We start from the raw sequence: 12,031 nt of genomic DNA, 5'->3' as shown, positions 1-12,031 counted from the left end.
TGCGGCGTCGGAAGGGGGACGAGACAGCGCGCCGGAGTGTGACAGCGTGCCCGCCCCTCCTTCCTGCCTGCCGGGTTACAGCCGGCCGAGGTCGAGATGGCCGAGCTTGTCCGGGTTGAGGACGGCGTCCACCTCCGTGATCCGCCCCTCGTGCACGGTAAACGCGAACACGCCCGCCTGACGGCCCGTCGCGTCGGTGAAGGCGAGCCCGGTGGCGCCGTTGACGTCCACCATCGCGACCCGCAGGTTCTGCTGCTCGGCGCCCCGGGCCACCAGGCCCCGCACAAAGCGGGCGACCTTCTCGCGGCCCAGCACCGGCCGGCGGGCCGCGCTCACCTTGCCGCCGCCGTCCGAACGCCAGACGACCTCGGGGTCGAGGACGGACAGCAGCGCGTCGAAATCGCCGCCCATGACGGCGCCGAGGAAGGCCTCGACGGTACGGCGGTGCTCCGCGCGGTCGACGGTGCGGCGCGGGGCCTCGGCCCGTACCCGTTTGCGGGCGCGGGAGGCCAACTGCCGTACGGAGTCGGGGGTTCGGCCGACCGCCTCGGCGATCTCCGGGAAGGGGACCGCGAAGACGTCGTGGAGGATGAAGGCGGTGCGCTCGGCCGGGGTGAGCCGTTCCAGGACGGTGAGCAGCGCCATCCCCACGGATTCGTCGAGGGTGACGCGGTCCTCGGGGCCGGAGCCGTCGGGCGCGACGGGCACGACGGGCAAAGTGCCCACGGCCCCGCCGAGCAGCGGCTCGGGCAGCCACGGCCCGACATACCTCTCGCGACGGGCCCGGGCCGAGCCCAGCAGGTCGTAACAGATGCGGCTCACGACGGTGGTCAGAAAGCCGCGCGGGCTGGCCACCGGTGGCTCGTCGGGCAGCGCCTGCCAGCGCAGCCAGGCCTCCTGTACGGCGTCGTCGGCGTCGGCGACCGTGCCCATGATCCGGTACGCGATGCCCCACAGCCGGCCGCGGTGCTCCTCGAACTGGGCCAGTCGGCCGTGGTCCTGCGCGCTTCCCGTGTCCGCCACCTGCTGGCTCCTCTGCTCCACTACATCCGCCGGCCCGCTGTCGGGCAGGTCTGTCCCCCTTAGGACGGCGTGGCCGGGCGGAGTGTGACAGTCAGGTCGAGTGCGTAGGCCTCCTCGACCACGCCGTCCGGGAAGACGTCCAGCAGGGCCGCCCGTTCGTCCTCCAGTACGGGGGCGGCGGCAGCGGGACCGATGGAGGCCAAGTAGGAGCGGCTGCCGAGCATGGCGAGATGGGTGTCGAGGGGGACTTTCCGGGTCCAGTGCAGGACGCGGGGGGCGGGGTGCAGGCCGAGGCCGAGGGCGCGGATCAGGTCGGGGGCTTCCGGTGCGACACCGTGGGCGTGGTAGCCGGGGAGCCGGCGGGCGAGGCGGGCCTCCTGTTCGGCGGCCCAGGCGACGTCCGGGTCGGGGATGTTCCACCACAGGGCGAGCGCGCCGCCGGGCCGCAGCACCCGCATCGCCTCCGGGACCGAGCGGGCGGGGTCGGTCCAGTGCCAGGCCTGGGCGTAGCCGACGAGGTCGAAGCCCGCGTCGTCGGAGAAGGGCAGCGCATCACCGAGGGCGCGGACGAGCGGGGTGCCGGGGAGCGCTGCGTGCGCTTCGGCGGCCATCGCGGCGCCCGGCTCCACGGCGGTGACGTGTGCGCCGCGTGCGGCGAGCAGTGCGGTGGCGATGCCGGTACCGGCTCCGACGTCCAGCACCCGCGCGCCGGCCAGCGGCCGGCCGGCCAGTTCTTCGATCGCGTCGAAGAGGGCCGGCGGATAGCCGGGGCGGGCCGCGGCGTACTGGGCGGCCACGGCGTCGAAGGAGCGGGCGAGGGTGGCGTGGGCCGGTGGCTGTGACGGGTGGGGCGGCGGCGTCTGCGGGGAGTGGGAGTGCGGGGGCATGGCGGTCATGGTGCCCAAGTTGGGGAGGGCGCGGCGGGACTCCCCAGAAATACGGACTCGGTTTTTTTTGGTCCGGGTTTGTTTTCAGCCTTGGTCTGGCACCCCGGACGGAGTCTGGGGGAGTGTTCCACACGAGGGCGGGCCGGTACGCGAAGCGCTGAACCGGGCCGCCATCCCGTCATGTCAAGCACGGTTGCCGTACTAGGGGGCCATGACCCCCGCGTGGGCGGTGGAGGCCAGCAGGGTGCCCGTGCCCGCGAACTTCGCGTCGTAGCCGCCGTTGGCGAGGACCAGGGGAAAGGTCAGGGTCTCGTCCAGCCGGGCGGTTCCCTGGGCGTTGGTGATCGCCGTGCCCAGGACCTGGCTGCCGGTGCTGAACGTGATGGTCTGGCCGGACACGGGCAGGCCGGTGACCAGGTCTTTCAGCGTGGCGGTCAGGAACGGGAAGTACACGTGCGGCGGGAACAGTTTCGCCAGTGCCGGGGTGGCGGTCAGCGAGGTGGCGTGGACGGGGAGGACGTAGGTGAAGCCGTTCACCAGGCTGGCGCAGCCGCCGTCGGTGGTGACGGTGACGGTCGCCGGGCCGAGCGCGCCGGCGGGGGTGGTGGCGGTGATCTGGGTGCCGGCGGGGTTGACGCTGATGCCGGTGGCGGGGTTGCCGCCGATGGTGACGGCGGCGCCGGTGAGGTTGGTGCCGGTGAGGGTCACCGGAGTTCCGCCGGTGGTGGGCCCCTGGTTGGGGCTGATGCTGGTCAGCGTGGGGAACGGCGGGATGACGCTCACGTCGTCCGACGTCTGGTTGGTGACGTAGATCTTGCCGTTGGGTGCGACCGCCACCCCGAACGGCTGGGAGCCGACGGGGATGGGGGTGCATACGACGGTGTTGGTGGCGGTGTCGATCACCGCAACGTCGTTCGACCCGAAGTTGACCACGTAGGCCTTGCCGTTGGGGGCGACCGCCACACCGGTCGGCTGAGTGGCGACGGGGATGGGGGCGCCCACGACGGTATTGGTGGTGGTGTTGATCACCGTCACGTTGTTCGACGCGATGGCGGACACATAGGCGTTGCCGTTGGGGGCGATCGCCACCCCGAATGGGCCGGCGCCGACGGGGATGCTGGGGACGAGGACGGTATTGCTGGCGGTGTCGATCACCGTCACGTTGCCGGAGCTAGAGTTGGCGACGTAGGCGTTGCCGTTGGGAGCGACCGCCACCGCGGCAGGGCCGGCGCCGACGAGGATGGGCACGCCCACGACGGTGTCCGTGGCGGTGCTGATCACCGTCACGGTGTTGGAATTCTGGTTGGTGACGTAGGCGTTGCCAATGGGGGCGACCGCCACGCTGGCCGGGGTGAGGCCGACGGGGATGCTGGGGACGAGGACGGTGTTGCTGGCGGTGTCGATCACCGTCACGTCGTTCGAGCCACCGTTGACGACGTAGGCCTTGCCATTGGGGGCGACCGCCACCCCGTTCGGGCCGGTGCCGACGGGGAGGCTGGGGACGAGGACGGTGTCCGTGGCGGTGTTGATCACGGTCACATCGTTGGAGTTCGCGTTGGCCACGTAGGCGTTGCCATTGGCGGCGACCGCCACTGCGACCGGCTGACTGCCCACCAGGATCGTCGTCAGTGCCAGCAGCCTGATCGGCGCTGCCGTCCGAGTCGCGGGGAGGGCGGTGGCCGAAAGCAGCCCCGGCAGCCCCGGCTGAATGTTCGTACTCATGCTGACCCCTTCAAGTAGGGGCCACCCTTGGCCTGCCAGGCCGGCCGGGGCGTCGGCACAGGCCCGCAGATCCTCTCCGGGGCATCACGGCAGCAGAACACGCCGTCAAACACAGCGGGCTGTCCACCCCGAGGAGGGTTGGGCAGCCCGTCGGTTTCGTTCACCCCTGCGATGCCCGCCCCGCACGCCGACGAAACACCCACCGCATTTGCCGTACTAGCGGCGCTTCTTGGGCCTGGGCTTCTTCGCGGCCGGGTTGCCGGTGCGGGCGCCGCGGCGGCGCTCGTACCGCTCGCGGGCGGCGGCGTACTCGGCGCGGTGCAGCTTCTCGCCGGGGGCCTCGATCAGGCTGCGGCAGAAGTAGGCGAGCAGCGAGCCGATGAAGCCGATGAGCATCAGGCTCTGTGCGGACTTGTCGGCGGCGCTCTGCGCGGAAGCGTCGGGGCGCCGCACGAAGCCGTCCCAGGTGCGGCGGAAGGCCAGGGCACTGCAGATGGCGAAGCCGGCGACGACGAGGATGGAGACGAACGAGCCGACCGCGGCGATCTCCAGGCCCTGGAAGGCGAAGCGCAGGACGGCCGCGCCGGCCGCGGCGAGCGCGAGCGAGCCCACCGCGACGCCGGCCCGGCGCAGGCCGTAGCCGCCGTCGTGGTGGAGCCAGGTGGTGCCGAAGAACCGGATCTCCTCCGGCTGCGGGCCGCCGGACGGGCTTCCGGGTTCCGCGCTCCCGGGGGGCGTCTGCTCATCGCTCATGGCATCGATTATCCCCGCGGCGGGCCCGTGGCACCGCGGTCTGCGGCGCGGCGGCTCAGCCCATGCAGGGCGGTGCGACCATGCCGCTGCTGCCCGTCCGGACATACGTGTCGGAGACGTACTGGCCGGGAGCGATGTTGTCCCAGATGTCCGAGGTGCCGTACGGGCCGCTGACCTGCTGGCCGTGCCGCTGGCAACGGATCTCGATCCGTGCGCCCTCCGCGAGCTGGCGGACGACCGAGAAGTCGGTGCCGGGGCCGCTGCGGACCTTGACGCGGTAGCCGGGCGCGACCGGGAAGGTGAGGCCGCCGGTGGCGGCGAGCGTCTGGTCGCCGGCCGGTTCCAGGGAGGCCTGATGGTCCTGTGTGGTCATTTCGTGTTCCCCCGTTGATCGTGTTCGTTTCGGTTCTGCCACGCGCACGCTAGCAAGCCTCATTCATCTCGTACGTGCTATCGACTAGGCTCCGCGCGTCGCACCTGCGACCGAATGGCAGGGGAAAGACACGGGGGTGGAACCATGCCGTCGCTGCGCGATTCCGGGGTCGGCCCGGAAGCGGAGCATCCGGAATACGCCGGCCAATACCGCCTTGAGGCACGGCTCGGCGCCGGCGGCATGGGCGTGGTCCACCTCGCCCGTTCGTCCTCCGGACTGCTGCTGGCGGTCAAGGTCATCCATGCCGAATTCGCCCAGGACCCGGAATTCCGGGGGCGGTTCCGGCAGGAGGTGGCGGCCGCGCGGCGGGTCAGCGGGGCCTTCACGGCGCCCGTCGTGGACGCCGATCCGGATGCCGAGCGGCCCTGGATGGCGACCCTGCACATTCCCGGCCCGACCCTCTCCGAACATGTGAAGCGGAACGGCCCGCTGGCGCCCGGCGAGGTGCGGCGGCTGGCGGCGGGACTGGCCGAGGCGCTGCGTGACATCCATCGCGCGGGGGTGGTGCACCGCGATCTCAAGCCGGGAAATGTGCTGCTGGCCGCCGATGGCGCGAAAGTCATCGACTTCGGGATCTCACGCCCTTCCGACAGCGAAATGCGGACCGAGACCGGAAAATTGATCGGTACGCCGCCGTTCATGGCGCCGGAGCAGTTCCAGCGCCCGCGCGAGGTGGGGCCCGCGGCGGATGTCTTCGCGCTGGGTTCGGTGCTGGTGCATGCCGCCACCGGGCGCGGGCCGTTCGACTCGGAGAGTCCGTACATCGTCGCGTACCAGGTGGTGCACGACGATGCCGATCTGGCGGGCGTACCCGAGGAGTTGGCGCCGCTGATCGAGAGCTGTCTGGCGAAGGATCCGGCGGACCGGCCGACGCCGGATGCGCTGATGGAGCTGCTGCGGACGGATGCGCCGGCGGAGGTGCCCACGGAGGTGCCGCAGGGCTGCACGGCGTCGGCGGTGCGGATACCGGAGCAGCGGCAGCCGGTACGGGCCGAGGCCGCGCCGCCGCGGGCCGAGACGACGCATGTGCGGGCGCCCGCGCCCGTCGAGACCCCCGCCGGCCCCTCTCGCCCCGCCCGCCCGCGCTCCCGCCGCCGGCCGCTCTGGGCCGCCCTCGCCCTGGTGGTGGCCGGAGCCGGGACGTTCGCCGGCGTCCGGGCGCTGTCCGGCGGGGAGGACGGTCAGGACCCGGCGCTGCAGACGCATCCGTCGCGCGCCGGCCAGGCCGACTTCCACCCCTGGCGCACCACGCTCCTCCAGCGTCCCAAGGGCTACGCCGCGGAGATGCCGTACTGCACGGCCGGCTCCGACGCCGTCTTCTGCGGTCAGCCCGGCGTCCTTGCCGCCCGGCTCGATCCGGACAGCGGCCATGTGGCGTGGCGGCGTACGGGCGCTTCCGCCGGCAAGGACGCCTCGTCGCCGACCGCGCCGGTGCTGTCGGGCGGGCTGCTGTACGTCTTCTCCGCCGACGGCAAGCGGCTGATGGCGCTCGACCCGTCGGCCGACGGCAAGGGCGCCACCCGTTGGAGCAAGGACGTCTCCGGGTACGAGGGCGGGGCCCGGGTCGTCGGGGACCGCGTACTGCTGACGGCCGGGGACGGCACGGTCACCGCGCTGGACAGTGCGAGCCACCGGCAGCGGTGGCACAAGCGCTTCCCGGGGCATGCGCTCCCGAGCTTCGCCACGTTCGGCGACGCGGGTACCGCCTATGCGGCCGAGGGCACCGCCGACGGGACGGGCACCCAGGTCACCGCCATCGATCCGGCCGACGGCTCGGTCCGCTGGTCCCGGCAGCTGCCCGGGATACTCACCGTGGCCGGGACAGGAACGTCCGGGGCGCTCTATCTCACCGTCGGCGACCCGGAGTTGTCGTACCGCACCACCGCCGTCGTCCGCTACGACCCGGCCACCGGGCACAGCCGGCGGCTGCCGCTGGCCGCACCGTTGAACCAGGCGGCCGCGGTGGTGGGCGGTGAGACGGTGTATCTGCTGGCCGAGGGCGGTGCGCTACAGGCCGTCGGCGAGCGGAAGTGGAGCACCGAGACGTCGGTCAGCCGGGGTTCGGCGCCGGTGGTGAGCGGCGACCGGCTGTATTTCAGCGCGGCGGACGGGCGGCTGATCGCGGTCGACGCCCGGTCCGGCGGGCTGCTCGGGCAGACTGCGCCGCAGCTGGCGGCCGGCCGGCGCAACGGCTTTCTGGAGATGCTGCCGGCTCCGCGGGCGGACGGCCCCCGGGGCCGGATCTACGCGGCCGCCCCGAACGGGACGGTCTTCGCCGCGGCAACCGAAGACCCGGCAGGCTGGTGACGGCCGGGCCCGCCGCCCTCGTGGCAGGGACAGGCGCAGCCTTCGCGCCGGACGCCAGGGACCGTCGTCGTCTCGATGGTGCCCTTGTCGCACCTCGCGTGCTCCCCGATGTGGCACGCCGGGGAGATGTACGTGGGCTGTCGGGCGGGCATCTCAGGCCACCGCCGAGCGGACCCAACGGGGTGCTGCCGTTGTTGCCCGGTACCGCGGGTTGTCCGGGCGCGTACGGGACCGGCTGAGCACGTAGGGGCGTACGGAGTTCAGCGGGTCCACGAACGGCCGGTGCTCGGCTGCGTCGTGGGCGTAGCGGCTCTTGTGCCGCGGCAGCGGAGTGTGAGAGAGAGGCGGGCCCGGGGCGGGGGACGGTTGCGGCGTGGCGGCGGCGCGGTGCTTCCCGTATGCGGGGAAGAGCAGCGCGAGGAGCCGCATGAGCGCCGCAATCACCGGGCCGCCCTGTTGAGCGCGGCGATGAGCCGGTGCGTCGTCTCAAGGTTGCAGCGCCCCAACTCGACCAGGGGGCGCGGCTGTGCGTAGCCGTACGACACCGGGTCCACACCGAGCGACGGCAGCACGATGCCCGTCCGCTTGAGCGCGGCGGCCAGCTCGTCGCAGGCCGCTTCGGCCTCTGCCCTCGTGTCGGCCGCCGCCGGTCGTTCGTCCGTCGTCATGGGTGCCGCTCCGATCTGCCGTTTCCCTGTCTGGAGGACCGGAGCGCAACTACCGTGTGTGTTCCGGTCATTACGAGAATGGACCCGGAAACGGGCGCGAACGCCGCTTGCGGGCCGTACTTCGCCGCCCCGCACCGTTAGTTCCACACCTTCCACAAAGGAGGGCGCCATGCCGCCGAGACGAGCGGTCACCGGACGGAGTCAGGAGCCGCGCCAACGGTTCGTGGAGGAACTGCGATTACTGCGCTCGCAGAAGGGCGACAGCCTGCGGCAGCTGGGCGAGGTACTGGGCTGGGACTGGTCCCTGTTCGGCAAGATGGAGAGCGGTCAGACGCTGGGGAGCCCGGAGGTGGTACAGGCGCTGGACCAGCATTACGGGACGCCTGGGCTGCTGCTGACGCTTTGGGAGTTGGCGGCGGGGGATCCCACGCAGTTCCGCGAGCGGTACCGGCGGTACATGACGCTCGAAGCGGAAGCGTTGAGCATGTGGCACTACGGGGTCAGCACTATTCACGGGCTGCTCCAGACGGCGAGTTACGCACACGAACTGCTATCGGCCGGTGGCCTCAGTGGCGAACAACTGACGCGGCAGGTCGAAGCACGCAAAGGACGTCGGATACTGCTGGAAGGTGATGACACGCCACGGTTCCGCACGATCCTTTCCGAGGCTGTGCTACGCACACCGTTGGAAGATGCTGCGGAGTGGCGGAAGCAGCTTGAACTCCTCCTGGACATGGGCGAGCGACCGAACGTCATGGTTCAGGTCGTTCGCCACGCAGTCGGACTCCATGCCCTGTCGAACACCGACACCACGTTCCTACGACTCCCGGACGGACGCACCGTGGCATGGGTGGAGACCGGATATTCGGGCGAACTTGTCGAGGAAACGGCAGCAACCGAACGACTTCAGCTCAGCTACGATCTGGTCCGTGACTTAGCCCTATCCCCGGTTGAATCACGGAAGTTCATCAGGCTGATGTTGGAGGAAGTCTCGTGCGAGTCATCGACCTGAGCGCCCTCACCTGGCGCAAGAGCTCATACAGCAACCAGGACGGCGGCGAGTGCATTGAAGTTTCCGACGACCTCCTGACCGCCGTCACCTGGCGCAAGTCCAGCTACAGCAACTCCGACGGCGGTCAGTGCATCGAGGTCTCCGACGACCTCCTGAGCGCTGCCGCATGGCGCAAGAGCTCATACAGCAACCAGGACGGCGGCGCCTGCATCGAGGTCTCCGACGACTTCCCCGCCGTCGTCCCCGTACGCGACAGCAAGCACCCCCACGGCCCCGCGCTCACCTTCGATGCGGCGGCCTGGTCGTCGTTCGTCACCGCCGTGAAGGGTGGAGCGCTGTCCGGCATCTGACGTCCGGACAGGCGCATCACAGGACGGCCCCCGTCGCATACGACGGGGGCCGCTGCCGTGGTGAGGCCGCCCCGTAGTAAGACCGCTTGATAACGTTTCGCGCAGACTTACGGGGAGGAAACGTTCGATGTCCAGCAAAATGTCGGTCCAGCCCGGCGAATTACGCGCGTCGGCGCACGCCCAGAGCGGTATCGCCGACGACATCAAGAAACCCAGCGACAAGGCCATATCCGAGACCGGCACGGCTGCGGATTCCGCCAAGGGGTGGACCGTTGCCCCGGCGCTGCACATGATCAGTGAGACCTGGAAGCCTGCTCTCGACGGCCTGCACAAACGCCTGTTGCAGGGCGCCGGCAACCTCCGCGAAACCGCCGACAACCATGGGTGGAACGAGGACATGGTTGATCAGAACTTCGAGGACTTCAACGGGGACGGTGTGGGCGTGATCGCGTCGGCCCCCGCCTATGGGGGCGGGCCCGACTCCACGGGGTACGCCGGACTGCCGCACACCGGTGCGCCCGGCACCGACCCGGTACGCGAGGCCGTCGGCGAGTACCAGCCGCCGCCACCCGGCACGCCGTCGCCGAGCACGGACGACATGCTGCGCGCCAGGCCTGCGATGCCCGTGTACGACCCGGGCGAGGCCCTCACGGAACCTGGCCGGGGCGCCACTCCCCGGCACATCGACGGCAACCCCTTTGGATGAGTCATGGCTTCCGACTACGCACGTCTGCTGAAGCAGGACTTCGCGGACATGACGGCCGCCGCCGACTCCTGGCAGCGGGTTTCGCGGGACATGGACGGCGCGTTCGACCAGCACCGTACGAAGGTGACCGGTCCGCTGCACGCCTCCTGGGAAGGGGACGACGCCAAGGCCGCCCTGTCGTTCCTTGAGGACATCGAGATGCGCATCAATGTGGTCCGCACCGAGTCGATGACCATCTCGAAGGCGATCGACACGGTTCGATTCCGTATGGAGCAGGCACAGACAGACTTACGCAACGCCGTGCGGAGCGCGGAGTCCGAGGGCTTTGTCGTCGACGACTCCGGCTCCGTGGGAGAGGCTTCCTGCGAAGTGGATGAGTCGCCGGACGAAGCGCAGAGCAAGCTGGACCGGATGAAGCATTTCCAGGAGGAGATCGACACCGCGGTCAAGGACGCCCGGAAGGCTAGCGCCGACGGCCACCAAGCGCTGTCGGAACTCCGTGGCGAGATCCTGGACCGCACCAACAAACACATGGCCGCCGAGTCCGCGGCCGACACCCAGCAGGCCATGAAGGACCTGGGCGTGAAGGGGCCGCAGATCCCCAAGGACCCCAAGGACGCCGCCGCCTGGTGGAAGGGCCTGGACGAAGCGTCGCGCCAGGAGTACGCCACCATGTACCCGGAGCAGATCGGCAAGACGAACGGCCTTCCCAGCACCGTCCGCGACGATGCGAACCGGCTCGCGCTGGACCAGAACCTCAACTACGTCAGTGGCAGCGACCAGGGCGTCCCCGGCATCCCGGAACACCGTCACAACCTTGAGGTCCTGAAGGCCGAACTCGACAAGCGTGACGGCACAACGGGAAACAAGAAGCTCTACCTCCTGGATTTCAACGGCGCCGAGGACGGTAAGGCCGTCATCGCGATGGGGAATCCGGACACCGCGGACAATGTCGGTGTGCAAGTACCGGGCACCGCAACGGACATGGACTCGACCGGCGGCCAGCTGTCGCGGATCGAAAAACTGCAGAGGTCGGCCGAGCGGGCCGATCCGTCGGCGAACACCTCGATGGTCTACTGGCTCGGTTACGACGCTCCGGAAATTCCCAGTGACGATGCCCCGAATCTCGCCGTCGCCGGCACCACCCGGGCCGACGACGCGGCTCCGGACCTGCGGAATTTCACCCACGGCCTGCGCGCCTCGCATGAGGGGGCGGACCGTGCGCACATGACAGTGCTGGGGCACAGCTATGGCGCCACGGTGGTCGGCGACGCGGACGCCGGCGGCAAGGGCCTCGACGCCGACAGCATCGCCGTCGTCGGGAGCCCGGGGGAGACAGTGGCCCACGCATCCGATCTCCATGTCGGCGCAGACCACTTCTACACGGGAATCGCCGACGACGACTTCATCAGCAACGCGCAGGATATGACGCTCGGACCCGACCCCAACACCGCAGACTTCGGCGGCACCCGGTTCGTCACCGACACCCATGGACACAGCGGCTACTGGAAAGACAAAAGCGAAAGCCTCGCCAATCAGGGACGGATCATTGCAGGTCGTAAGCCTGATGAGGCGCCGCCTACGCCCGTCGACCTATAAGGACAGTCCCTTGGCGAAATATCGCTCCGAGGCAACGACCAAGCTTTTGAGGCGAACCCGCCTGATCGTATTGGCCGCCTCGGTCATCCTTTCCACCGGAGCCTGCATGTCTCACCAATCCAACGACCGCAACGAGGCACTACCGCGCAAGAGCCGCGAGGACTCTTTGGCCTGGGCTAAGCACTACACCTCAACCATGGCGCATTACGCCGGTGTCAAGGTGGGCAATAAATACGGCCCTTTCACGGATTTTGAGGACTGCATCGGCGAGAATGACGAGGTGGCGGACGACGGCCGGTACACCCTGACCTACACCGTGTACGCCAGCCTCCCGCGGGAAGAGCACATTCCAGCGGTCCGCAAACTCCGGGCGGCGCTCAAGCAGCAGGGGGGCGTGGACGTCTCCTCGTACCAAGAAAGCCCGCAGTCCCACGAGGTCATTCTCGACGGTTACCACGAGAAAGAGGAGTTCTCTCTCATCGCCGACACCGCCAAACCCCCCAACACCCTCCGCCTGTCCGTCAGCACCCCCTGCTTCCTGCCCCCAGGGGCCAAACAGCAGAAATTCTGA

At 69.9% G+C, this 12,031-nt stretch carries 13 protein-coding genes and 1 pseudogene; 7 read left to right on the top strand and 7 right to left on the bottom strand.

Going from position 1 to position 12,031, the window contains the following annotated elements; all coding sequences use genetic code 11:
• Positions 1-75: 75 nt before the first annotated feature.
• The 5 genes from sigJ to KI385_RS26075 all read right to left on the bottom strand — a co-directional run bounded on the left by sigJ (position 76) and on the right by KI385_RS26075 (position 4,758).
• Entirely contained in the window at positions 76-1,023 is a 948-nt protein-coding gene (gene sigJ / locus KI385_RS26095; protein ID WP_238574604.1) for an RNA polymerase sigma factor SigJ, read from the bottom strand.
• Between the two features lie 59 nt (positions 1,024-1,082).
• Positions 1,083-1,910, bottom strand: a complete 828-nt coding sequence (locus KI385_RS26090; protein ID WP_238577841.1) for a class I SAM-dependent methyltransferase — start codon at positions 1,908-1,910, stop codon at positions 1,083-1,085.
• Between the two features lie 201 nt (positions 1,911-2,111).
• Positions 2,112-3,632 (bottom strand): YncE family protein, encoded by a 1,521-nt coding sequence (locus KI385_RS26085; RefSeq protein ID WP_238574603.1) that lies wholly within the window; start codon positions 3,630-3,632, stop codon positions 2,112-2,114.
• Positions 3,633-3,848: 216 nt separating this feature from the next.
• A complete protein-coding gene (locus tag KI385_RS26080; RefSeq protein ID WP_238574602.1) occupies positions 3,849-4,385 on the bottom strand; it encodes a hypothetical protein in 537 nt (178 codons plus the stop codon).
• Positions 4,386-4,440: 55 nt separating this feature from the next.
• Positions 4,441-4,758: a peptidase gene (locus KI385_RS26075; protein WP_238574601.1), complete on the bottom strand. Its 318-nt coding sequence runs from the start codon at positions 4,756-4,758 to the stop codon at positions 4,441-4,443.
• 144 nt (positions 4,759-4,902) lie between these two features.
• Here KI385_RS26075 and KI385_RS26070 point away from each other — a divergent pair, with 144 nt between their 5' ends.
• Positions 4,903-7,125 (top strand): protein kinase domain-containing protein, encoded by a 2,223-nt coding sequence (locus KI385_RS26070; protein WP_238574600.1) that lies wholly within the window; start codon positions 4,903-4,905, stop codon positions 7,123-7,125.
• Positions 7,126-7,278: 153 nt separating this feature from the next.
• Here the strand turns inward: KI385_RS26070 and KI385_RS26065 are convergent, their stop codons facing one another.
• Together KI385_RS26065 and KI385_RS26060 are read right to left on the bottom strand one after the other, a co-directional pair.
• Positions 7,279-7,569 carry a hypothetical protein gene (locus tag KI385_RS26065; RefSeq protein ID WP_238574599.1) on the bottom strand — a complete coding sequence of 97 codons (291 nt, stop codon included), beginning with the start codon at positions 7,567-7,569 and terminating at the stop codon, positions 7,279-7,281.
• Complete coding sequence (locus KI385_RS26060) at positions 7,566-7,793, bottom strand: hypothetical protein (RefSeq protein WP_238574598.1); 228 nt, start codon at positions 7,791-7,793, stop codon at positions 7,566-7,568. Before KI385_RS26060 ends, KI385_RS26065 begins: the two co-directional genes overlap by 4 nt.
• 169 nt (positions 7,794-7,962) lie before the next feature.
• Here KI385_RS26060 and KI385_RS26055 point away from each other — a divergent pair, with 169 nt between their 5' ends.
• From KI385_RS26055 to KI385_RS26035, 6 genes and pseudogenes are all read left to right on the top strand, one after another.
• Positions 7,963-8,805, top strand: coding sequence for a helix-turn-helix domain-containing protein (locus tag KI385_RS26055; RefSeq protein ID WP_238574597.1), 843 nt, complete (start codon positions 7,963-7,965; stop codon positions 8,803-8,805).
• A pseudogene (locus KI385_RS44645) lies at positions 8,787-8,867 on the top strand (DUF397 domain-containing protein); the annotation flags it as partial. The gene KI385_RS26055 and the pseudogene KI385_RS44645, both read left to right, overlap by 19 nt.
• Positions 8,868-8,879: 12 nt before the next feature.
• The gene (locus KI385_RS26050) at positions 8,880-9,155 is read left to right on the top strand and encodes a DUF397 domain-containing protein (protein ID WP_425357096.1); all 276 of its coding nucleotides are present in this window, start codon (positions 8,880-8,882) and stop codon (positions 9,153-9,155) included.
• Between the two features lie 127 nt (positions 9,156-9,282).
• A complete protein-coding gene (locus tag KI385_RS26045) occupies positions 9,283-9,861 on the top strand; it encodes a hypothetical protein (protein ID WP_238574595.1) in 579 nt (192 codons plus the stop codon).
• A gap of 3 nt (positions 9,862-9,864) precedes the next feature.
• A complete protein-coding gene (locus KI385_RS26040) occupies positions 9,865-11,460 on the top strand; it encodes an alpha/beta hydrolase (RefSeq protein ID WP_238574594.1) in 1,596 nt (531 codons plus the stop codon).
• A gap of 10 nt (positions 11,461-11,470) precedes the next feature.
• Positions 11,471-12,031, top strand: a complete 561-nt coding sequence (locus KI385_RS26035; protein ID WP_238574593.1) for a hypothetical protein — start codon at positions 11,471-11,473, stop codon at positions 12,029-12,031.

Origin of the sequence: Streptomyces inhibens (assembly GCF_022221585.1) — a bacterium.
GTDB classification, from domain to species: domain Bacteria; phylum Actinomycetota; class Actinomycetes; order Streptomycetales; family Streptomycetaceae; genus Streptomyces; species Streptomyces inhibens.
This window is presented reverse-complemented; position numbering and strand designations above follow the sequence as displayed.

Excerpts from the sequence above, each read along its gene's own strand:
- KI385_RS26060 (WP_238574598.1), bottom strand. The coding sequence starts at position 7,793 with ATGACGACGGACGAACGACCGGCGGCGGCCGACACGAGGGCAGAGGCC.
- KI385_RS26080 (WP_238574602.1), bottom strand. The coding sequence starts at position 4,385 with ATGAGCGATGAGCAGACGCCCCCCGGGAGCGCGGAACCCGGAAGCCCG.
- KI385_RS26085 (WP_238574603.1), bottom strand. The coding sequence starts at position 3,632 with ATGAGTACGAACATTCAGCCGGGGCTGCCGGGGCTGCTTTCGGCCACC.
- KI385_RS26070 (WP_238574600.1), top strand. The coding sequence starts at position 4,903 with ATGCCGTCGCTGCGCGATTCCGGGGTCGGCCCGGAAGCGGAGCATCCG.
- KI385_RS26045 (WP_238574595.1), top strand. The coding sequence starts at position 9,283 with ATGTCCAGCAAAATGTCGGTCCAGCCCGGCGAATTACGCGCGTCGGCG.
- KI385_RS26075 (WP_238574601.1), bottom strand. The coding sequence starts at position 4,758 with ATGACCACACAGGACCATCAGGCCTCCCTGGAACCGGCCGGCGACCAG.
- KI385_RS26055 (WP_238574597.1), top strand. The coding sequence starts at position 7,963 with ATGCCGCCGAGACGAGCGGTCACCGGACGGAGTCAGGAGCCGCGCCAA.
- KI385_RS26040 (WP_238574594.1), top strand. The coding sequence starts at position 9,865 with ATGGCTTCCGACTACGCACGTCTGCTGAAGCAGGACTTCGCGGACATG.
- KI385_RS26090 (WP_238577841.1), bottom strand. The coding sequence starts at position 1,910 with ATGCCCCCGCACTCCCACTCCCCGCAGACGCCGCCGCCCCACCCGTCA.